This is a genomic window from Gordonia sp. KTR9, from assembly GCF_000143885.2.
GTDB lineage: Bacteria > Actinomycetota > Actinomycetes > Mycobacteriales > Mycobacteriaceae > Gordonia.
The window spans coordinates 1,359,589-1,381,110 of sequence record NC_018581.1 but is presented as its reverse complement, the minus strand read 5'-3'; the positions used below and the strand labels follow the sequence as shown (position 1 = coordinate 1,381,110).

The 21,522-nt window shown below is 69.1% G+C and carries 20 protein-coding genes; 7 read left to right on the top strand and 13 right to left on the bottom strand.

Going from position 1 to position 21,522, the window contains the following annotated elements; genetic code table 11:
* Window positions 1–18 precede the first annotated feature (18 nt).
* Window positions 19–1,665 (top strand): L-glutamate gamma-semialdehyde dehydrogenase, encoded by a 1,647-nt coding sequence (gene pruA / locus KTR9_RS07005; RefSeq protein WP_014925806.1) that lies wholly within the window; start codon window positions 19–21, stop codon window positions 1,663–1,665.
* The gene (locus KTR9_RS07000) at window positions 1,665–2,615 is read left to right on the top strand and encodes a proline dehydrogenase family protein (RefSeq protein WP_014925805.1); all 951 of its coding nucleotides are present in this window, start codon (window positions 1,665–1,667) and stop codon (window positions 2,613–2,615) included. Before pruA ends, KTR9_RS07000 begins: the two co-directional genes overlap by 1 nt.
* A gap of 404 nt (window positions 2,616–3,019) precedes the next feature.
* On the opposite strand, the gene KTR9_RS06995 is transcribed toward KTR9_RS07000, so the two are convergent.
* Window positions 3,020–4,600, bottom strand: coding sequence for an FAD-dependent oxidoreductase (locus tag KTR9_RS06995; protein ID WP_014925804.1), 1,581 nt, complete (start codon window positions 4,598–4,600; stop codon window positions 3,020–3,022).
* Entirely contained in the window at window positions 4,597–5,382 is a 786-nt protein-coding gene (locus KTR9_RS06990) for an FAD:protein FMN transferase (protein ID WP_238554063.1), read from the bottom strand. The genes KTR9_RS06995 and KTR9_RS06990 overlap by 4 nt, the downstream gene beginning before the upstream one ends.
* Between KTR9_RS06990 and KTR9_RS27920 the strand changes: the two genes are divergently transcribed.
* Entirely contained in the window at window positions 5,312–5,461 is a 150-nt protein-coding gene (locus tag KTR9_RS27920; RefSeq protein ID WP_238554164.1) for a hypothetical protein, read from the top strand. The genes KTR9_RS06990 and KTR9_RS27920 overlap by 71 nt on opposite strands.
* A 19-nt stretch (window positions 5,462–5,480) precedes the next feature.
* Here KTR9_RS27920 and KTR9_RS06985 read toward each other — a convergent pair whose 3' ends face one another.
* The 3 genes from KTR9_RS06985 to KTR9_RS06975 form a co-directional block, all read right to left on the bottom strand.
* Window positions 5,481–6,029 carry an FMN-binding protein gene (locus KTR9_RS06985; RefSeq protein WP_193363232.1) on the bottom strand — a complete coding sequence of 183 codons (549 nt, stop codon included), beginning with the start codon at window positions 6,027–6,029 and terminating at the stop codon, window positions 5,481–5,483.
* Between the two features lie 68 nt (window positions 6,030–6,097).
* Window positions 6,098–7,834 (bottom strand): substrate-binding domain-containing protein, encoded by a 1,737-nt coding sequence (locus KTR9_RS06980; protein WP_014925801.1) that lies wholly within the window; start codon window positions 7,832–7,834, stop codon window positions 6,098–6,100.
* Window positions 7,835–7,953: 119 nt separating this feature from the next.
* Window positions 7,954–8,391: a type II toxin-antitoxin system Rv0910 family toxin gene (locus KTR9_RS06975; protein WP_010843575.1), complete on the bottom strand. Its 438-nt coding sequence runs from the start codon at window positions 8,389–8,391 to the stop codon at window positions 7,954–7,956.
* Between KTR9_RS06975 and KTR9_RS06970 the strand changes: the two genes are divergently transcribed.
* Window positions 8,369–8,989 carry a DNA-3-methyladenine glycosylase gene (locus KTR9_RS06970; protein ID WP_044506119.1) on the top strand — a complete coding sequence of 207 codons (621 nt, stop codon included), beginning with the start codon at window positions 8,369–8,371 and terminating at the stop codon, window positions 8,987–8,989. The genes KTR9_RS06975 and KTR9_RS06970 overlap by 23 nt on opposite strands.
* A gap of 3 nt (window positions 8,990–8,992) precedes the next feature.
* Here the strand turns inward: KTR9_RS06970 and KTR9_RS06965 are convergent, their stop codons facing one another.
* The 3 genes from KTR9_RS06965 to KTR9_RS06955 are packed head-to-tail and all read right to left on the bottom strand — an operon-like array spanning window position 8,993 to window position 12,998.
* The gene (locus KTR9_RS06965; RefSeq protein WP_010843573.1) at window positions 8,993–9,265 is read right to left on the bottom strand and encodes an antitoxin; all 273 of its coding nucleotides are present in this window, start codon (window positions 9,263–9,265) and stop codon (window positions 8,993–8,995) included.
* A gap of 53 nt (window positions 9,266–9,318) precedes the next feature.
* Entirely contained in the window at window positions 9,319–11,817 is a 2,499-nt protein-coding gene (locus KTR9_RS06960) for an HAD-IC family P-type ATPase (protein ID WP_014925799.1), read from the bottom strand.
* Window positions 11,814–12,998 (bottom strand): MBL fold metallo-hydrolase, encoded by a 1,185-nt coding sequence (locus KTR9_RS06955; RefSeq protein WP_014925798.1) that lies wholly within the window; start codon window positions 12,996–12,998, stop codon window positions 11,814–11,816. Before KTR9_RS06955 ends, KTR9_RS06960 begins: the two co-directional genes overlap by 4 nt.
* A gap of 194 nt (window positions 12,999–13,192) precedes the next feature.
* Between KTR9_RS06955 and KTR9_RS06950 the strand changes: the two genes are divergently transcribed.
* From KTR9_RS06950 to KTR9_RS06940, 3 genes are read left to right on the top strand one after another with little or no spacing between them, the layout of a single operon-like run.
* The gene (locus KTR9_RS06950; protein WP_010843570.1) at window positions 13,193–13,816 is read left to right on the top strand and encodes a TetR/AcrR family transcriptional regulator; all 624 of its coding nucleotides are present in this window, start codon (window positions 13,193–13,195) and stop codon (window positions 13,814–13,816) included.
* A complete protein-coding gene (locus KTR9_RS06945; RefSeq protein ID WP_014925797.1) occupies window positions 13,800–15,086 on the top strand; it encodes an alanine racemase in 1,287 nt (428 codons plus the stop codon). The genes KTR9_RS06950 and KTR9_RS06945 overlap by 17 nt, the downstream gene beginning before the upstream one ends.
* On the top strand, window positions 15,083–16,405 hold the full coding sequence (locus tag KTR9_RS06940) for a D-arabinono-1,4-lactone oxidase (RefSeq protein ID WP_443134921.1): 1,323 nt from the start codon (window positions 15,083–15,085) through the stop codon (window positions 16,403–16,405). Before KTR9_RS06945 ends, KTR9_RS06940 begins: the two co-directional genes overlap by 4 nt.
* Before the next feature lie 10 nt (window positions 16,406–16,415).
* On the opposite strand, the gene KTR9_RS06935 is transcribed toward KTR9_RS06940, so the two are convergent.
* From KTR9_RS06935 to KTR9_RS06915, 5 genes are read right to left on the bottom strand one after another with little or no spacing between them, the layout of a single operon-like run.
* The gene (locus KTR9_RS06935; RefSeq protein ID WP_014925795.1) at window positions 16,416–16,883 is read right to left on the bottom strand and encodes a nucleoside deaminase; all 468 of its coding nucleotides are present in this window, start codon (window positions 16,881–16,883) and stop codon (window positions 16,416–16,418) included.
* The gene (locus KTR9_RS06930) at window positions 16,880–17,860 is read right to left on the bottom strand and encodes an ornithine cyclodeaminase family protein (protein WP_014925794.1); all 981 of its coding nucleotides are present in this window, start codon (window positions 17,858–17,860) and stop codon (window positions 16,880–16,882) included. Before KTR9_RS06930 ends, KTR9_RS06935 begins: the two co-directional genes overlap by 4 nt.
* Window positions 17,861–17,895: 35 nt before the next feature.
* Window positions 17,896–18,822: an ABC transporter permease gene (locus tag KTR9_RS06925; protein ID WP_014925793.1), complete on the bottom strand. Its 927-nt coding sequence runs from the start codon at window positions 18,820–18,822 to the stop codon at window positions 17,896–17,898.
* Window positions 18,819–19,970 (bottom strand): ABC transporter permease, encoded by a 1,152-nt coding sequence (locus tag KTR9_RS06920; protein WP_083888938.1) that lies wholly within the window; start codon window positions 19,968–19,970, stop codon window positions 18,819–18,821. The genes KTR9_RS06925 and KTR9_RS06920 overlap by 4 nt, the downstream gene beginning before the upstream one ends.
* On the bottom strand, window positions 19,970–21,511 hold the full coding sequence (locus KTR9_RS06915) for an ABC transporter ATP-binding protein (protein WP_014925791.1): 1,542 nt from the start codon (window positions 21,509–21,511) through the stop codon (window positions 19,970–19,972). Before KTR9_RS06915 ends, KTR9_RS06920 begins: the two co-directional genes overlap by 1 nt.
* Window positions 21,512–21,522: the final 11 nt, after the last annotated feature.

Genomic DNA, 21,522 nt, shown 5'->3' with positions numbered 1-21,522 from the left:
GGACGGTGGACTGGACCCATGGATGCCATCACCACTCCCCCTCAACCGTCCAATGAACCCGTCCACAGCTATGCCCCCGGTTCGCCCGAGCGCGCGCGCATCGTCGACGAGCTGGCGCGGCAGTCCCATGCCGGCCGGCGCGAGTTTCCCCACATCATCGGTGGTCACCTGAGCCTCGGTGCGGGCGAACAAATCGACGTCGTCCAGCCTCATGCGCACCGCGAGGTCCTCGGTTTCATCACCAACGCCACGCACGACGACGCCCGCGCCGCGATGGATTCGGCCCGCGCCGCCGCCGACGACTGGGCGCACACCAGCTTCGACGACCGCGCGGCGGTCATCCTGCGCGCCGCCGAACTGCTGGCCGGGCCGTGGCGCGAGCGGATCGCGGCGGCGACGATGCTCGGTCAGTCGAAGTCGGTGCAGCAGGCCGAGATCGACGCCCCGTGCGAGCTCGTCGACTTCTGGCGGTTCAACGTCGCCTTCGCCCGCGAGATCCTCGCCGAACAACCGGAGTCGTCACCGGGGGTGTGGAATCGGCTCGACCACCGCCCGCTGGATGGGTTCGTCTACGCCGTGACCCCGTTCAACTTCACCGCGATCGCCGCGAACCTGCCCACCGCTCCGGTCCTGATGGGCAACACCGTCGTGTGGAAACCATCGCCCACGCAGGCTTATTCGGCGCAGCTGATCATGGCTCTGCTCGAGGCGGCCGGATTGCCACCGGGCGTGATCAACCTCGTGCACGGCGACGGCGCGGCCGTCTCGGATGTGGTGCTCGCCGACCGGGATCTGGCCGGCATCCACTTCACCGGGTCGACGCGGACGTTCCGTCATCTGTGGCGCGAGGTGGGCGCCAACATCGAGCACTACCGGAACTATCCGCGCCTCGTCGGCGAGACCGGCGGCAAGGACTTCATCGTCGCGCATGCCTCGGCCGAACCGCATGCTCTGCGAACAGCATTGTCCCGCGGCGCCTTCGAGTACCAGGGACAGAAGTGTTCGGCAGCATCGCGGGCCTACATCGCACGATCGGTGTGGGACCGGATGGGCGACGAGTTCCTGGGCGAGGCCGCCGAACTCACCTACGGAGATGTCCGCGACCTGACGAACTTCGGTGGTGCGGTGATCGATCGGCGCGCGTTCGACAAGCAGGTCGCGGCGATCGATCGCGCCAAGTCGTCGGCGTCGCTGACCGTCGCGGTCGGCGGGGACTGCGACGACAGCGAGGGATTCTTCGTGCGGCCCACCGTGCTGCTGTCCGACGACCCGACCGACGAGGCGTTCGCGACGGAGTACTTCGGTCCCATCCTCGCCGTCCATGTCTACGACGACGCGGACTACGAGAGCATTCTCGGGCTGGTGGATTCGACGGCGCAGTACGCACTGACCGGCTCCATCATGGCCACCGACGTCGCCGCTGTCGCGCTGGCGTCCGATCGTCTGCGCAACGCCGCAGGCAACTTCTATGTCAACGACAAACCGACCGGCGCGGTGGTCGGACAGCAGCCCTTCGGCGGGGGCCGGGCGTCGGGCACCAACGACAAGGCCGGATCGAAGCAGAACCTGATGCGGTGGACGTCCACCCGGACGATCAAGGAGACCTTCACCCCGCCCACCACGTCGACGTACCCGCACATGGTGGCCGACTGGACGGGGATCTGATGGGTTCCGTCTTCGACACCGTGTTGCGGCCGGCGATCGTTGCGGCGTCGCGCAGCGAACGGATCAGGGACGCGTCCCAGCGATGGCCGGTGACCGAGAAGGTGGTCCGCCGGTTCGTCCCGGGCGAATCGATCGCCACCGCGATGAGCGCGGTCGAAAGCGAAGTCGACGACGGGATCGCGGTGACGGTCGACTTCCTGGGCGAGGACACCGTCGACGAATCCCAGGCCGACGCGACGGTGGGTGCGTATCTCGCACTGCTCGAGTCGATGTCCGGGCTCGGTGCGACATCTCCCGGATCCCTCGAGGTGTCGCTGAAGCTCACCGCGGTGGGTTTGGGTCTGCCGGAGCACGGCGCGAAGATCGCCGAGGAGAACGCGCGGACGATCGTCGAGGCGGCCGACGGGCTGGGCGTCCTGGTCACCGTCGACGCCGAGAGCCACGCCACCGTCGATCAGCGGCTGGCGATCGTGCGGTCGTTGCGCCACGACTTCCCGGACACCGGCACCGTGCTGCAGGCCTGCCTGCGTCGCACCGAGGACGACTGCGCCGAGTTCGCGTCGTCGGGAGCCCGAATCCGGTTGTGCAAGGGCGCCTACGCCGAACCGGCCGCGGTCGCCTTCGTCGAGCGCCGACAGGTCGACGACAACTACCTGCGCTGCCTCCGGGTGCTGATGAAGGGTTCCGGATATCCGATGGTCGCCACCCACGACCCCACGATGATCGACGCCGCGGCGATCCTCGCCGGCGAGTTCGGACGGTCCCCGGACACGTGGGAACACCAGATGCTGTACGGGATTCGCGTCGACGAGCAGCATCGCCTGGCCGACGCCGGCGCGCGGGTCCGGGTGTACATCCCCTATGGCGAGCAGTGGTACGGCTACCTCGTCCGCCGCCTCGCCGAGCGGCCGGCCAACCTCGGGTTCTTTCTCCGCGCCCTGGCCGGGTGAGTCGGTCATCCGTCGACCGTGCGTCCCTTTTCGTCGACTGTGCGTCGCTTTTCGTCGACTGTGCGCTCGCGGATCCGCCACTGGGCCACTGTTCGAAAATTTGCGTCCACGTCAGCACTACCGAAGGGCAATCTGCCCTTCGATCGACCTGAGGAGGACGAAACTTCATTCGACCGAGCAGTCGCGACTGCCAAGCCCCCTCACTACTCGCGAAACAAACGCACAGTCAACGAGAATCAACGCACAGTCGACGAAATCTGCCGCACAGTCAGCGGTTTCGCGAATCGGAGGCGTTCCACCGAATCGGGCAGGGTGGGTCTCGACATCGTCGGCAGGATCGTCCGTCGGGCCACCGAGATGGGCGGTCTACAGCGAGACGACGAGCATCGCCGTCTCGCAGGGATTCAGTACCCGGAGAACGAGTCGGCGTGCACACGCCAGGGCTGGGTCCTCGTGGAACCGTCTAGGCGGCGGATCGCCGCGGACGTCCGTTCGACGAACGCCGGTGTGCCGGACACGTAATAGTGTGCGCCGGCCGCGTCGGGACCGAGCAGGTCGGCGAGCCGGGCCGGATCGTCGATGCCGTCGGCCAGCTCCGGCGCGTCGACGGTCACGACGCGCGCGTTCGCCGCCCGGGCTCTGTCGAGATCGTCGGCGTAGACCGCGCGTCGGTGATCCCGCAGGACGTGCACGACCGTCAGACGGGAGAGGTCTCCGTCCGGCCCCGCTTGCACGAGTTCCCGGACCATCGACACGAACGGCGTGATCCCGATCCCGGATGCGATCAACACGACCGAGCCCGTCGACGGAAATGCCCGGGGCAGCACGAAGTCACCGCCGATGTTGTCGACGTAGGCGCGGCGCGCGGTCCCCTCGACCAGTGCCGCCTTGTACGCGGACGGCGTCGAGGCGACGGTGAAACCGAACTCCACCGGTTGCTGCCGGGGAGCGGACACGAACGAGAAGACCCGCCGCGAACCCGACCACACCGGCGCCGACCATCGCGGCACGCTGACGCTCGACCACTGCCCCGCCCGGAACAACGCAGGGGCACCGACCGGTTCGCCTCGCACCGCGTAGGTTCGGTCGGCGACCGGGAGGGTCACCACATCGAGCGGCACCCGGCGCGCGGTCCCGGTCACCAGCCGGACGGCGAAGGCGTACAGACATCCGACGAGCAAGGCGACCTCGGGCACGAACGCCAACGTGTACGCGTCGGTGATCGCGACCGTGTACTGGCAGTGCATGAGTGCACCCACCAGGGCCGCGTAGACGAGACGATGGATTCCGGTGGCGGGCGACGTGAGCGGTTCGGGCAGCATGATGGCCGCGACGAACAGCATCGGACTCGACACGATCCACGTCGACAGGTCCTGCCCACCCCGGACCAGCTCGACGACCCCGATCGTGACGAGCGAGGCACCGATGAACACCAGAGCCATCCGCCAGTCGCGGATCAGCGTCACGACGATCGCGCCGACGACGATCATCGGCACGAGAAGCGGTTCGGCGGCCACCCACCAGAAGGGAAAGCTGATGCCCTCGACACCGGCGTAGGCCAACGCATAACAACCGATCGCGCCCGCGACCGCGGGATTGACGATCAGCCGACGACGCCACGCGAGAACGTATTTCGACGCCGCGGCGATCGCGGCGCCCACCGCCACCGTGGCCACCGCGGTGTCCTCAGAGCCACCGGGCAGGACGAAGAACAGGATCAGTCCCGTGATCAGCCACGAATCGGAGTTCGGCGGCACCCGCAGCACACCGGCACATGCATAGCTCACCACCGCGCTGACCCCGACCGCGACAGACAGCCACACCGCGAGGTCGCCCGGGCCGTAGCCGAAATCGGAGTCGGTCGCGGACACGACGAAGGCAGCCGCCGCCAGCACCACCAACCCGCACAGCACCGCCCGATACGGAGTCAGGTGTCGCCGGGTGGCATCGATCGGCGAGAGAAGCTGCGGCAGAAGCGTTGTCACAGGAACAACTCCAATCCGGGGATCGCGGTGTGCTCGACACTCCCGTTGCGTCGGATGGTCACGTGGTGGAAACCCTCACGGTGGTGGTCGAAGTCGCCGCGCAGAAACGCCGCCGGCGTGAAGAACAGCGCCGTCGCGAGGCCGTCGGCCTCCATCGCCGACGGCGCGATCACCCAGGTCGCCAGAACTTCCCGTGCGGGCGAGGCGGTTCGCGGGTCGACGATGTGATGCCAGTCGGCCCACACCCGCCGGTTGCTCGCCGACGCGCAGATCGCGCCACCGGCGACGGACACGACCCCGATCGCCCTCGTCGGGTCCGACGGATGTTCCAGCGCCACCCGCAGCCCCCGGGAGCGCGGCGAGATCACCATGTCGCCACCGGCGTCGACCACGAAGTCGTCGAAGCTCTCACCGACGATCTCCGCCACCCGATCGACCGCGAATCCCTTACCGGCGGCACCGACGTCGAGCAACGCCGGTTCGCGGATCTCCAGTGCGCCCTCGTGCTCGCCGATCACGGCGTCCCAGGCCGGGGCCACCGGCACTTGCGCCGATGCGCGCAGCGAGTATGCCGCGTCATAACCCGCGTCGGCGAGCGTCTGACCCACCAGCGGCGACACGGCACCGCCGGTGAGGTCGTAGAGACGGCGATACCAGTCGACGAGCGGCTGGTCGGTGGCGGCGATCGGGTATCGGCCCGCCCGCCTGGCCATGTCCGCGACCGTCGAATCGTCCCGAAACCGTGACCACGCCCGGTCGATCCGGTCGATCTCGACGCCCACCGCGCCGACGACGTCGGCGGGCAGCGGCTCCGGGGTGCTGATCGTCCACCGGGTGCCGATCGCCTCGAAAGCCCAGTGATCCGCGGTGCCGAGGGAGGTCAGGCCTGGGCCTCTTCCTTGATCTGGGCGATCGCGTCGTTGAAGCCGCCGGACGTGAGGGACGAGCCGGACACCTTGTCGACCTCGATCTCGTCGATGTTCTTGCCCACCACGACGTCTGAGATACCGCCCGCGAACTTGCCCTGGTACTCCAGCGACGGACCCTTGGTCTGGCTCGTGTCCACCGACACCGCGGTGATGACCGAGTTCGACAGCGTGACGGTCACGCCGACACTCTGCGGACCGCCCGGCGAGATGTACTCACCACGCGCGGTGTACTCGCCGTCCTTGTACTCGCCGGAGCCGGTGTCGGCGACCTCGGTCGCGGCCGAATCTGCTGCTGTGGTGCCGGTGGTCGACCCTCCGGACCCGGAGTCCTCGGACGAACACGCGCCCACGACGAGCCCGGCCGCCGCCATCGCCGCGACGATGCCGCCGGTGCGGGCCAGGGCGGACGAGCCCCGGGACGGTCGGGTCGGACTCGGGGACACCGAGTGGGTCAGTGCGCTGGGTGCGAGGGTCTTGGGCGTCTCTGGGATGTGCGTCATGCACCAATTGTGCCGAGTGCGCGCCCAATAGTCCCGGCGACGGCCGACGCGCCGGCCGAGACCGGGTCTCAACGCCCGGCGGCCGCGACCCTCGCCTGGATGGCGTCGACGAACACGGTGCGGATGTCGGCCGCGTTCTCCGCGACGTAGGCGGTGCCACCCGTGGCCTCCGCGATCTGTTCGAGCGCATCGGAATCCGCGTCGTCGGAGATGCCGATCGTCAGCACCAGCACCGGACGTGCCGGATCCTCGAGGCGCTTCAGCTCGGCGAGCAGATTGTCGAGCGTGATGCTGTTCGGGTCCTCGTTCTGTCCGTCGGTCATGATTATGACGCTGTTGGAGTAGTTCGGGTCGTAGGTGTCCTGCACCCTTTTGAACGCGGCGAGGGTCGTGTCGTACAGGCCCGTTCCGCCACCGAGATCCGACAGTCCCTCCTCGACGGCCCGGCCGAGTGCGTCACGATGTGTACCGCTCCCCGAGCGGGCATCGAGGCGCCGGATCGGTGCGAGTTCCACCCAGTCCTGCCCGGGTCCGCCCTTGTCGACGCTGAAGGCCCAGCCGCCGATCATCGTGTTGTTCGGGAAGAGCTTGAGCCCGGTCTGCGAGGCGTCGATGAGCAGGCCCGCGCGGGTCGTCCCGCCGGCCGCCGTCTCCATCGATCCCGAGGTGTCCTGCACGACCAGCGAGCGGATCGGCACGCCGAGGACCTGCCACTGCCGCAGCGCCTTGTCGACCGACGACGGGTCGCGCAGTTCGAGTTCCTTGACCGGCTGCCCGACGCCGTTCCCGTCGGCGTCGCGGTATCCGGAGTCGGTCAGCGCCGCTCGGCCGGCATCGGTCTTCAGCGCGGTGACGAGCGCCGTCCCCGCGTCGGCGGCCGCCTGCTGACGAGCCGCAGGTGCCGTGTTGACCAGCGGGTAGTCGAGCATCACGGTGCCCGCCGCAGGGATCGTCGACGTCAGCTGGGAGCCCTGATGGGTCCGCATGAAGAGGTCGAACTGCTGCTCGGTGGTGACCACCGGGACGCCGGAGGTGTTGGCGAGGTTGAGACGTGTGCCCTCGTTGTCGTTGGCGAGGCGCGCGTTGTTCTGCTGGATGGCGAGGATGGTCATCGCCTCGGTGAAGTCCTCGTCGGCTAGTTCGCCGGAGTCGACCGCCGCGAGCGCGCCGATGATCGGCGCGTCTCCCGTGCTGGTGTCCACGGGGCTGCCGGTCCGCAGATCCGGCAGTTTCATGACCTCCACCCAGGTGCCCAACTCGGGCACGTCGGTGCCGGCCACGACAGTCGGGGTCGACGCGATGGACGGCGACACCATGTCGAGTTCACGTCGCACCTGGGTCGTCACACGGCGGGCCTGTACCTGCGAGTCCGCGACCCAGAGGTCCGGAGCCGCAGCGCCCTGAGTGAGCAGCCCGGGCACGTCCGCACCGGCGACCGTCTGCACGTCGTAGTCGAAACAGGAATCCGCCGACGCCTGACGCGCCACCTCACGCAGCGGACCCGTCATCGCCGAGTCCGACGCGACGGCCAACCGGGTACGTTCACCGCAGCCATCCGAACTCGTCTGCCAGATGATGACGCCGGTGACCAGAGCGACGACGACCAGCAGGACGGCACCCGCCCACAGCCATCCGCCGCGACGGCCCCCGTCGGTCTCGCGATGGTCGAAACCGAAATCGTCCTCGGGTTCTGACCGGGCATTGTTCGACGGAGACTGGGCACGACGCGGGACCGCCCCGCCCGTCCGCTCGTTCCCGTTCCACTCGTTTCCGGCGCGATCGGCACCGGAGCTGTGACGCCCCATTGTCTTCTTCCCCGTTCCCCTCGTACGGCGGCCTGCAGACCTGCCTCTCGCGTGGTCACCGCCCGACGCATCGACGCATCGGCGGCCGCGCTCGCGAACCTCACACGGTTACGCGTGGCTCAGCCGAACACCTCGCGGAACTTCAGCAGCGACTTACGCAGATCCCCCGACACCGCCATGGCCGCGGTCTTACCCACGGGCCCGATCAGCGGCAGCCCACCCAGATCAACAGTGAAGGTTACTTCCGATCCGCTCGAAGTGGGAGCGATGCCCAGATCCAGCTTGGCCTTGACCCCGCCTTTGCCGTTCCCCTTGAGGCGGACATGAGAGACCGGCTCGAACTTCTCGACCACCCAGTCGAAGCGGACGCGCGTGCCCTTGACCTTCACGATCGACGAGATCTCGGTCCCCTTGCCGAGCTCGGCGGCCGCCGGAATGGGGCTGCGCCACGTCTCGTGGATCACCAGCCATTCGCCGTACCGCGAGAGATCGGATGCCGCGGCCCAGGTATCTTCCGGTGACAGATCAACGCCGATGGAGTCACTCGTCTTCGCCATGACCCAAGAGAGTAGTGCCCCCGCCTCCGCCGCCGAACAGGCACGTTCGTTGCTGGGCTCACACCTGACCGGGCACGGCGTGACGATCCGCCTGACCGAGGTCGAGGCGTATGCCGGTCCCGACGACCCGGCGTCGCATGCCTACACCCGAACGGCTCGCTCGGAGATCATGTACGGGCCGCCGGGCCGGCTGTATGTCTATCGCATCCACGGCCACCATTGCGCGAACGTCGTCGTCGCCGGTCCGGGACCCGCAGCTGCGGTGTTGCTGCGCGCGGGTGAGGTGCTCGACGGCGCCGACGTGGCGCGCTTCCGACGCGGTGTGACCCGCGTCGGGCCGATCCCCGACGGTCGGCTCGCGAGCGGCCCGGGCAATCTGTGCCGCGCCCTGGGGATCACGATGACCGACCTGGCCACCGATCTCACCGACCCGTCGAGTCCGGTTGTCCTCGAGCCGGGCACGCCCGACCCTGGAGAACGCGTGGTCGCGGGCCCGCGGGTGGGCGTCCGCCGGGCCGCCGATCGCCCGTGGCGGTTCTGGATCGACGGGGACCCGACGGTGTCGGCGTATCGCCGGCACCCGCGAGCAGAGCTCTGAGGACTACTTCTGCGGGTGCTGGGGGTTCTGGGGCTGCGGGCTCTGCTGACCCGGCAGCGGCTCCCCGGGGTTGGTGGGGTTGGTGGGCGGATTCTGCTGACGCGGGTTCTGCCCTGGCGCGCCGACTGCCTTGCGCACCGCGTCCTGCGCCTTGTCGACCTGACCCGAGTACTTGTTCTTGGTGACCTTGTCGAGGGCGTCACCACCCTTTTCGATCAGGTTCGGGTTCTTCTGCAGCGTGGCCCTGGCCTTGTTGACGAGTCCCTTGAGATCCATCGCGTCTCCTCTGATCGACGTGCCGGACGTCTTCCGACAGCTTGCCGCCGATTCTATCCGTCGGACGCGACAGCACTGCCGTGCTGCGCGTCGTCCCCGTGCGCGGCGATCCACCTGGGCGCCACCCGCGAGACGACCTCGACGCACGCGATCCCGACTGCCGCCGAGACCAGGGCCACCGAGTTCATCCCCCAGTTCGAGGAGTCGAGCCGGAACAGGTCCTGGGTGAACGGCCACGCGAAGATCAGCACGTACGCGCCGGCCGAGACCGCCAGCAGCACGAGCTTCCACCAGTTGTAGGGACGGGCGACCACGGCGAGCACGTACACCGCGATCGCGATCAGCGTCATCAGCGCCGCGGTGGCGGCCTGTGTCTGCGCCGGCGAGAGGTCGACGGCGTCGCCCCCCATCTCGACACCGGTGCCGCCCGGGTTGACGAGCAGGTAGGTCACGAAAGTGCACAGACCGACGACGACGCCGTTGGGCACCGCGCTGAGCAGCACCCGGCGCACGAAACCGCGGCGGGCCCGCTCGTTGTTGGGCGCGAGCGACAGCACGAACGCGGGGATCCCGATGGTGAACCATGCCGAGATCGTCACGTGTATCGGCTGGAACGGGTAGCTGAGCGGATCCGACCCGAACACCGCGCCGAGCAGCCCGCCGACTCCGACGAACAGCGCGAGCAGGACCGCGTACACGGTCTTGGTGAGGAACAGGTTCGAGACGCGCTCGATGTTGCCGATCACCCGACGGCCCTCGCCCACCACATATGGCAGAGTGGCGAACTTGTTGTCCAGCAACACGATCTGTGCCACCGACCGGGCCGCGGAGCTACCCGATCCCATCGCGACGCCGATGTCGGCGTCCTTGAGCGCCAAGACGTCGTTGACGCCGTCACCGGTCATCGCGACGGTGTCGCCCCGCGACTGCAGCGCCTTCACCATGGCGCGCTTCTGGTCGGGCCGCACCCGACCGAACGTGACGCCGCGTTCGACGACGTCGGCGAGTTCGCCTGTCTCGGCGGGCAGCTCACGCGCATCGACCGACTCTTCGGCCGATCCGAGGCCCAGGGATGCGGCGACGGCGCCCACCGACCGGGCGTTGTCCCCGGAGATGACCTTCACCGCGACATGCTGCTGTCCGAAGTAATCGATCGTGCCGCGCGCATCGGGCCGGACCCGTTGTTCGAGAACCACGAGGGCGACCGGGGAGACCGTCCCCGGTGCGACCTGGCCAGGTGCGGGTTCGGTGTCGACGGGCGCGTCGGTGCACGCGAGCAACAGCACGCGGAGTCCGGCGGCGCCGATGTCGGACGCGAGGCGGGCCGTCTCGCCCTCCGGATCGAGCAGGACATCGGGCGCACCGATCAGCCAGTGCCCGCTGTCGTCCCCGGCCGGCGCGCCGGAGCCGTTCCCGCGGAACGACATCCCGCTCCACTTGGTGGCCGAGGTGAACGGTTTGATGGCCGTCACCGTCCAGTCCGGAGCGACCGGGTGGGCTTCGGCGACCGCGATCATGCTGGCGTTGGGGCGTGGGTCATGGGCGGCGAGCGCGGCCAGCACCTGGGCCACGGTCTCGCCGGGTACCGCCCCGAGGGTCCGCACCTCGGCCAGCCGCATCCCGTTCTCGGTCAGGGTCCCGGTCTTGTCCGCGCAGACCACGTTGACGCGCGCCAGTCCCTCGATGGCCGGGAGCTCGTTCACCAGACACTGTCGCCGGCCCAGGCGCACGACGCCCACGGCGAAGGCGATCGAGGTCATCAGGACCAGCCCCTCCGGGACCATCGGCACCAGCGCGGCGACCATGCCCAGCAACGACCGCCGCAATCCGTTGTCGCTGATGAAGAGCTGATTGACGATGGTCAGGATCCCGGCCGGGATCAGCAACCAGGTGATGACCCGCAGGATCTGGTCGATCCCGGAGCGCAGTTCGGAGGAGACCAGGGTGAACTTCGACGCCTCCGCGGCGAGTTGCGCGGCGTAGGCGTCGGCACCGACCTTGGTGGCGCGATACGCGCCGCCGCCGGCGACCACGAAACTGCCCGAGAGCACCTCGGCACCCGGGTCCTTGTCGATCGGGTCGGCCTCGCCGGTGAGCAGCGACTCGTCGACGTCGAGCGCGGTCGCCTCGATGACCTCGCCGTCGACGACGATCTGGTCGCCCGCACCGATCTCGATGATGTCGTCGAGGACCACCTCATCCGGCGGCACCTCGGTCACCGTGCCGTCGCGCCGTACCCGGGGTCGGGTCTGGCCGACGATGGCGAGCTTGTCCAGGGTCCGCTTGGCGCGGATCTCCTGGATGATGCCGATGCCCGAGTTGGCGATGATCAGCAGCCCGAACAATCCGTTGATGAGCGATCCGGTGAACACGACGATCGCGAACAACACCCCGAGGATCGCGTTGATCCGGGTGAAGACGTTCGCGCGCACGATGTCCGACACACTGCGACCGGACCGGTCGGGCAGCGCGTTGACCTGGCCGGCGGCGACCCGCTGTGCGACCTGGGCCGCGGAGAGACCGGGACTGGCGACCGGAGTCGGTACGCTCACGCCGAGGCCTCCCACCAACCGGGTTGTGCCACACCGGTACCGGTCCGGTGTGTCAGGTCGATCGTGCCACCGGGCTGCGGCACCAGGATCGTCGGCGAGTCCGGCCGCGTCTCCGCCTGCAGACGTGCGATGGGCTCCCCCCACGGGTGGCGCGCGAGGTTGAACGTCCCCCAGTGGATGGGCACGAACACCGAGTCCGATCCCGAACCGGGCGAGACCATCCGGTGAACCGAGAGAGCCTCCTCCGGGTTCACGTGGATGTCGGGCCACATCACGTCGTAGGCCCCGACGGCGATGAGGGTGAGATCGAACGGGCCGAGTCGGGCGCCGACATCCTCGAAACGTTCACTGTGCCCGGTGTCCCCGGAGAAGAAGACCTTGTGGTCTCGGCCCGCGATGGCCCAGCTGCCCCACTGGGTGAGGTTCCGCTCCAGCCGGCGGCCGGAGAAGTGCCGCGCCGGACCGCAGGTGAACCGCAACTCGCCCGCACCGGTCGGCACGACGACCTCGTCCCACCAATCCGCCTGCCGGATGCGGTCTTCGGCGATGCCCCAGGAAGCGAGGTGCGCGCCGACCCCGATCGTCGTGACGAACACCGCGTCGGGCTGGGTGTCGGCGATGGCCGTGACGGTGTCCATGTCGAGATGGTCGTAGTGATCGTGACTGATCAGGACGACGTCGAGCGGCGGCAGCTGCGACGGCGACACGGGCGCCGCGTGCATGCGCCCGGGACCGACGAGCCGGCTCGGCGAACAGCGACGGCTGAGCACGGGGTCGGTGATGATGCGGGCGCCGTCGATGTCGACGACGGCGGTGGCGTGCCCGAGCCAGGTGACGGCGAGGTCGGCGGGCGCCTCGAACCGCGGGACCGTCACCATGATCGGTCGGCGGGGCCGGCCGGGCCGCCGGGCCATGTCGGTGAGGACCTGCAGGCTCGGGTCGACGATCGACGGGGGTTCCGGGTTGTCGAAGGCACCGTCGCGCTGGTGCGGGCTCCCGAGCACGTGCGGCGCTATCTCCGCGCGGGAGGCGCCGAGCGCGCGGGCGGGGCCCAGTCCCTCGGCGGCGAGCCGTCCGACGACGGCATCGGCCACCGCCACGCCCGCCGAACCCATCCGCGCGAGGACATCACGACGCAGGTCGGTCGCGCCTTTTCTACCGGTCGTGGAGGTCACGTTCACACAGTAGTGCGTCCGGCGGATTCCGCCGGGAGGACGAGACCGCGGTCATCTGGGCGCACCGGCCGGCCGCCCACCGGTGTGATCTGCGATTTCTTCCGCGTGAAGCGCATTGTGCGCCTCACCGGCACTGATAGGCTGCGGCGAGCATTGTCCACCGTGCATGCGCCGGCGCATGTGGTCAGAAAGTCACCGAAGTGGCACGGATGTCCGTCGACCAACGTCGAAGCGCACTCATCGAATCGGCGTACCGCGTGATCGCCGATCACGGCGTGGAGGGCGCGACGACTCGTCGTATCTGCGCCCACGCCGGCATGCCTCTGGCGAGCTTCCACTACGCCTTCGAGAGCCGCACCGCATTGTTGTGCGCGGTGATGGAGACGGCCGTGCCCACCGACATCGAGCGGATGCTGCACACCCTGCTGCCCGGCGCGGTGTACTCGCCGACGCCCGACATCGCCAACATCCGGGAGAACATGGAAGGCCAGTTCCGGGCCTTCTACGATCTGCTCAAAGCCGATCCGGGCCGCATGCAGGCGGCCATCGCACTCGGGATCTATGCCCACAACCACCCTGAACTGCAGCAGGTGGGCAAACACATGTACGAGCAGCTCTACCGGGTGGCCTCGGCGGGGTTGCAGTCCATCACCGACCTCACCGGCGTGGTGTGGACAACACCCGTCGAGGAGTTGGGTCCGGTGGTCATCGCGGCCACCAACTCCATCACGCTCATCTATCTCAGCACCGCCGACGACAAGGTCGTCGACGCGATCATCCGCTCCATCACCGATCAGCTGATGACCCATGTCAGATTCGACTGACGGTGTTCCGACGACCGGGAGCCGGACCGCCCTCGACGTATGGGCGCGCGATCCCGGCGCCTACTGGGCCGCGATCGATCAGGCTGTCGCCGACGCCGGGCTCGACGCGCCGGTCCTCGTCCTGGACCGTGCGGCGCTCGAACACAACGCCGCCGATCTGATCCGACGATCCGGGGGCGTCCCGATCCGCCTCGCGAGCAAGTCCGTCCGGGTGCGGTCGGTCATCGAGGACGTCGTCGGGCGCAACGGCTTTCACGGAGTTCTCGCCTACGATCTCGCCGAAGCCCACTGGCTCGCCACGCAGTCGGGGATCGGCGAGGTGCTGATGGGTTATCCCAGCGTCCGACGACATGCGCTGGCCGCCTTGGTCACCGACGAGGTCGCGACGAGCCGGGTGAGCCTGCTCGTCGACTCCGTCGACCAGCTCGACATCATCGATTCCGTCGTCCCCGCCGGTGCCCGTACACCGATCCGCGTCGCCATCGATCTCGACGCGTCGTACCGCGTGCTCGGCGGGCGGGTACACATCGGTGTTCGCCGCTCGCCGGTGCACTCGCGCCGAGACGCACTCGAGCTCGCACGAGCCATCGTGGCGCGGCCCGGTTTCGACCTCGTCGGGGTCATGTCCTACGAGGCGCAGGTGGCCGGGGTGGCCGATGCGGTGCCCGGTAAGGCGTTGGCCAACCGCGCCGTCCGCGCGATGCAGCGCCGCTCGATGGCCGAGTTGCGGCGGCGCCGGGGCAAGGTGATCGCGGAACTGCGTCAGATGGCGGATCTGGACTTCGTCAACGGTGGCGGCACCGGGTCCCTCGAGGAGACGGCACGCGACCGCGCGGTCACCGACATCGCTGCGGGCAGTGGGTTGTTCGGCGGGCATCTGTTCGACGGATACGAGCGGTTCCGTCCCGCGCCCGCACTGTCCTTCGGTCTCGATGTCGTCCGTCGTCCGGCTCCCGGCATCGTGACCTGTGCCGGTGGCGGCTGGATCGCGTCCGGCCCACCCGCCGCCGACCGGTTGCCGAAACCGGTGTGGCCGACCGGACTCGAGTACATCGGCACCGAGACGGCCGGTGAGGTGCAGACCCCGCTGCGGGGTGCGGCCGCCGACGACATCGCCGTCGGGGACCGGGTGTGGTTCCGGCACACCAAGTCCGGCGAGGTGTGCGAGCGGGCTCGCGAGGTCGCGATCGTCGATCGGGACGACGCCGGGCGGGCCACGGTGAGCGAGGTCGTGCCGACCTATCGAGGAGAGGGCAAGTGCTTCCTGTGAACGGGACCGCTGCGCGTTCGACACCCGCCTGGCACAACTGGGGCGGTACCGCCGGATGCACACCCCGCCGCGTCGAGAGCCCGGCGAGTGCAGCCGAGGTCGCCGACCTCGTCCGCGAGGCCGCCGCGCGCGGTGGCACGGTCAAGACCGTGGGCGCGGGACACAGCTTCTCCCCCATCGCCGTTGCCGACGACGTGCAACTCGAGCTGTCCGGACTGCGCGGCCTGGTGGGCGTCGACGATCGGCGCGTGACGCTGCGCGCGGGGACCCACCTCCACGAGATCCCGGGACTACTGGCGCCGTTCGGACTCGCGATGACCAACCTCGGCGACGTCGACCGTCAGACCATCGCCGGCGCGACCTCGACCGGGACCCACGGCACCGGTCTCGCCTTCGGCGGCATCAGCACCCAGATCGTCGGCGCGACAATCGTCACCGGCACCGGGGACATCGTCACCCTGACCGCCGACGACACCGATCTGAAGGCTGTCGCGCTCGGCCTCGGCGCGCTCGGGGTCCTCGTGGAACTGACCATCGAGTGTGTGGACGAGTTCCGGTTGCACGCCGTCGAGGGCCCCGAGACGGCCGACGCGGCGATCGCCTCTTTCCACGAACGCGTCGCGAGCACCGACCACCACGAGTTCTACCTGTTCCCGCACACCAACTGCGCCCTGGTCAAGACGAACACCCGGGTCGGCGCCGACGCTCCCCTCACCGGTCCCTCACGCATCAGGCGCTACATCGACGACGAGTTGCTGAGCAACAAGACGCTCCGCCTGCTGTGCGAGATCGGGGCGCGCGCACCCAAGCTGGTACCGGCCATCAACGGTGTCACCGGTCGCGCACTCTCCGCGCGGGAGTTCACCGACTCCTCCACCGGCGTGTTCGTCTCCGACCGCGACGTCCGGTTCCGGGAGATGGAGTACGCCGTCGACCTCGCCGCCGTGCCGGAGGCACTGACCGAGATCCGCGCGCTCCTCGACCGGCGCGACTACCTCGTCAGCTTCCCCATCGAGGTCCGTGCCGCCGCCGCGGACGACCTCATGCTGTCCACGGCCTCCGGCCGTACCAGCGGCTACATCGCCGTACATCGCTACCATCGTGACGATCCCGCCGACTCCGACGCCTACTTCGCCGACGTCGAAGCCATCCTCGCCGGCCTGGGCGGCCGGCCGCACTGGGGCAAGATGCACACCCGCGACGCCGAGCAGCTCCGCGCCGTCTATCCCCGATTCGACGAATTCTGTTCGGTGCGTGATCGATACGACCCATCCCGGGTGTTCGCCAACGAGTACCTGCGCCGGGTGCTGGGCGACTAGCGCCGAGACGCTAACCGGCGTACCGCGACATCACCGGCAACGCCTCCTCCTCGAGCCGCGGTCCGTCCACGACGATCGCGGCGTCGCTGGACGCGATCATCTCCGCGCAGGACAGCCGGAAGTGCGGACCGTCCGGGATGACCGAGGTGAACGCCGCGGTCGACGCGGCGAACACGATCCGGCCGACACCCGCCCACACGCATGCCGCGGCACACATCGGGCAGGGCTCCCCGCTCGCGTACACGGTCGCGCCCGCGAGTCGTTCGCCGTGCCCGTCGGTGATCGCTCGGCGGAGTGCGACGAGTTCGGCGTGGGCACTGATGTCCCCGGAGGAGCTCACCTCGTTGCGCCCCTCGGCCACCGCGACGTCGTCGACGACGATCACGCTGCCGAACGGTCGGTTGCCTCTCTCGCCGGCCTCACCGGCCAGTTCGATGGCGCGCCGCAACAACTCTCGTTCCCGGTCGGAGATGGTCATCCGGCCAGCTCCACCCGCGTACCGACTCCCTGCTCCAGCGCCGCGTCGACCAGCAACCGTGCCGTCACGAGGTCCTGCAACCCGATTCCGACGGAGTTGAACAGGGTGATCTCCTCGTCGTCCCTCCGCCCACGGGAGGGTTGGACGATCACGTCGCCCAGTTCGACGGCGATGTCGTCGGCGGCCAGGTGGCCCTCCTCGATCGCGAGCAGGACGTCGCCGGATTTCGCCAGCGCCGTCGAGCGGCTGTCGACCACGACACGAGCGGCGGCCATACCCGCGCCGTCGACCTCCCGATGATCGGCTCTCGGCGGCGCACCCACCGCGTTCAGGTGCAGGCCGGCACGGAACCACGCGCCGTCGACGATCGGCTCGCGGGAGGGCGTGAGGGTGCACACGATGTCGGCGGTCGAGACCACGTGGCGCGGTGAATCCGCGGGCTCCACATCGAGATCGAGGTCGGCGATCGCCGTGCGGAACCGATCCACCGTCTCGATGCTCCGCGACCACACGAAGACCTTCTCCAGCGGCCGGACCCGCGCGATCGCCCGGGCGTGCTCGACCGCCAGCGCGCCGGCACCGATCAGGCCCAGCACCGCGCTCGACGTCCGGGCGAGATGGGCGGTCGCGACGGCGCTCGCGGCGGCGGTGCGAACCGCGGTGATCAGCCGCCCGTCGATCACCGCCTCACATTCACCGGTGTCGGCGGACATGAGCAAGATCGTCGACCGTTGCGCCGGGCGACCCGACTCGCGGTTGAATGGCATGTCCGACAGCATCTTCACCGCGCTGGCACGGTGTCGGCGGGCCGATGCCGCCATCGGCAGCACGGTTCCCCGGTCGATCGGCAGCATCGCCGGCGCGGGGTTGGTGGCCGAACCGGTCGACAGGTCGATGTGCGCCTGCTCGACCGCGGCGGCGACAGCCGCACGGTCGATGAGGGCGGTGACATCGGAGTGGGTCAGGACGATGGCCATGGGAAGGGTCTCTCTCTCAGGTGGTTTCGGGCGCGTCAGACACGGCCGACGTAGGGAACGGTGAGGCAGGACGGCGCCTTGCGGCCGCCGACGAGGCCGGCGACGGCGACGATCGCGATGATGTACGGGAGCATCACCAGCAGCGCGAACGGGATGTCGACCCCGAGTGCGGGTAGCGCGAACTGCAACGCCCGGGCCACTCCGAAGAACAGGGCGGCGACGACGATTCCGGTGACCTTCCAGCGACCGGCGATCACCGCGACGACGGCGAGATAACCCATGCCCGCGGTCATGTTCTCGCTGAAGGACCGGACCTCCGACAGTGCCAGCTGCGCACCGGCCAGTCCGCCGCTGCCGGCCGCGATCATCACGCCCAGGACCCGAATCCTGTTGACCGCCAGTCCGGTCCAACCCGCCGAGGTCGCATCCTCGCCGACCGCGTCGACGCGGATGCCCATCATGGTCCGGCTGGAGAAGAGGACGGCGAGGCACACGACCACCACCAGGCACAGATATCCGAGCAGGGTCTGTCCGAACAGTGCCGGGCCGACGACCGGAAGGTCGCTCAGGACGGGGATGTGGACATCGTCGAAAGCAGGGATGTTGTTGCCCTTGCCGTCGGCGAGCAGGATGCGCGAACCGAAGGTCGTGAGGCCGAGCGCGAGCGCGTTCGCCGCCACACCGATGACGATCTGGTCGGCTCGGCACCGGACGCTGAGCACTGCGTTCATCACTCCGAAGACGAGTCCGGCGCCGATTCCGGCGAGGACCCCGAGGACCGCGGATCCGGTGGTGACGGATGCGAGGACGCTGGTGAAGGCGCCGCACAGCATGATTCCTTCCATGCTGAGGTTGAGGACGCCGGCTCGTTCGCTGATGGACTCGCCGGTGGCGGCGAGTAGCAGGGGAATCGCGAATGCTGCCCCGCTGGTGAAGATCTCGGTGATCATCGTGGCGTTCATGCCGGCACCTCTTCGGTGGTGTTCGAGTCGCCGGCGCGTGTGTCCGCGGCTGCGGTGGGCTTCGTCGCCGGCCCGGTCGATGCCCACCAGGCGGTGGCGGCGATCAGGATGATGAGCACGCTCTGGACCACCGTGATGGTCGAGGACGGGACGCCCGCCTCGAGTTGCAGGTTGATCCCCCCGGAGACGAGGAACCCGAACAGGAGGGAGACCCCGGCGACCGCGATCATCGACCCCCGGGCCAGCAACCCGACGACGAGCCCGCTGAAACCGAACCCGGACGAGAATCCTTCGGCCAGCACGAACGGTGCAGTCGTGACGAGCAGACCGCCGGCCAGACCGGCACATCCGCCCGCAGCGGTGAGACCGAGGAACGCGGTGCGGTCGATGGGCACGCCCAACCGCGCCGCCGCCGACGGCGACAACCCCACGGCCCGCAGCCGGATTCCGACAGCGCTGTGCCGCAACATGATCCCTACGATCGCGGCGAGCACGACGGCGAGCACGATCGCGATCGTGGCCGGGTTCTTCGCCAGGCCCAGGAGCGGGAGATGCGTCGAATCGGTGAGGGACTCCGACTGTGGCAACGTCTCCGACGACGTCATCGGCTGCCGCAACAGACCTTCCTCGTGCACCATCAGAACCACCATCGCCAGTCCGACGAAGTTCAGCAGCAGGGTGGTGATGATCTCGCTGGCGCCGCGCCGGACCTTGAGCCAGGCGGCGATCGCCGCCCACAGGGCTCCGCCGAGTACGGCCGCGGCCAGCGTCAGCGGGATCGCCAGCACCGGCTGGACATCCGCCGGGAGGGACACCCCGACCGCCGTCGCGGCGATGCCGCCGAGGCAGATCTGCCCCTCGCCGCCGACGTTGACGAGTCCGGCCCGGTACGCGATGGTGAAACCGATCGCGACCAGCATGAGTACCGCGGCGCTGTTCATCGAGGTGCCCACCGCGAACGGTGATCCCAGCGTGCCGTCGATCAGTGCCTGGATCACGGTGGCCGGATTCGCACCGGCCGCGGCGGCGAGCGCGAGGCCCACCACCGCCGCGATCACGACGGCGCCGAGTCCGACGATGACGGGGTTTCGGGGACTGATGGTCGCTGTCGACAGACGCGACCGCATGGGTGTGTTGGCGGTGTCCATCATTCGACTCCGGTGAGTAGGTTGCCGATGGTGCGAGCGGCTTCTGGCGATCGGGCGTCGACGGAGCCGTGGAGGGCACCCCGGTAAGCGACGACGATGCGGTCGCACACCGCCAGCAGCTCGTCGAGCTCGCTGGAGGTCACGAGGACGGCGGCGCCGTCGTCGGCGGCTGCGCGCAGGCGGTCGAGGACGAACGCGACAGCGCCGACGTCGAGTCCGCGGGTCGGCTGCGCGGCGACCACGACGCGCAGTCCGGGTGTCGTGAGTTCGCGTGCGAGGACCACTTTTTGCTGGTTTCCACCGGACAGACTGCCGATCGGTGCATGCGGGCCGGGTGCGCGGACGTCGAACTCGCTCATCGCGGTACGCCCGTCGGCCATCATGCGGGACCGGTCGAGCAGCCCCCACCGTCGGTAATGCCGCAACCGGGGCATCGCCAGGTTCTCGGCGATGCTCATCGCGCCGATCATGCCCTCGGCGTGCCGGTCTTCCGGGATCACCGCCAGCCCGGCGCGCGTCCGGCGTGCCGGCGTCGCCGCAGTCAGATCCTCGCCGTCGATCGTCACGGTTCCCTGGTCCGGCCGTAGGGCGCCCGACAACACCGAGGTCAGTTCGGACTGGCCGTTGCCCTCGACACCGGCGATGCCGACGATCTCGCCGGCGCGGACGTCGAGGTCCACGCCTGCGAGCGCGACGCGACCGTCCTGGTGGGTCACCCGGACACCGTTGACCTGCAGGCAGATCGGCGCGTCCGGTACTCGTGACCGGGCCGGCCGCGCGGCGTCGCGGAGCGGTGTGGCGTCACCGAGCATCATCTCGAGCAGTTCCTCGCGACTGACGTCGGAGAGCGGTCCACCGCCGACGACGGTGCCGGCCCGCAGCACGGTGGCCTCATCGGCAACGCGCGCAACCTCACCGAGTTTGTGGGTGATCAGCACCACGGACTTCCCGGCCGAGGCCAGCGCCCCACACGTCTCGATGAGCGCGTCGATCTCCGCCGGGTCGAGGACGGCCGTCGGTTCGTCGAGCAGGATGAGGCGCGGGTCGGTCAGCAGCGACTTGACGATCTCGACGCGTTGCCGCGCACCGACACTGAGGTCCTTCACCATCGCGCTCGGGTCGACCTTCAGACCGTAGTCGTCGGCGATCCGATCGAGGTCGCCCTGCAGGCGCCGCAGCGGCGGCCGGAAACCCCCGGAACCGAGGACGAGGTTGTCGGCAACGGTCATGGTCGGTATCAGCGAGAAGTGCTGATGCACCATGGCCACCCCGGAATCGATGGCGTCGGCCGGGCCACGCGGACGATATTCGTCGTCGGCGAGGATCATCCGGCCGCGGTCGGGCGACACCGTGCCGAAGATGGTGTTGCACAGGGTCGACTTGCCCGCACCGTTCTCACCGAGAATGCAGTGCACCGAACCCGCACGGACCGACATGGTCACGTCGTGGAGCGCGCGGACCGTACCGAAGGTCTTCGCCACCGAGTCGAGCGTGAGCAGCGAATCCGCGCCTGCCACTGTGATATCCGCGGTGTTCGTCATCGTCGTCGGCC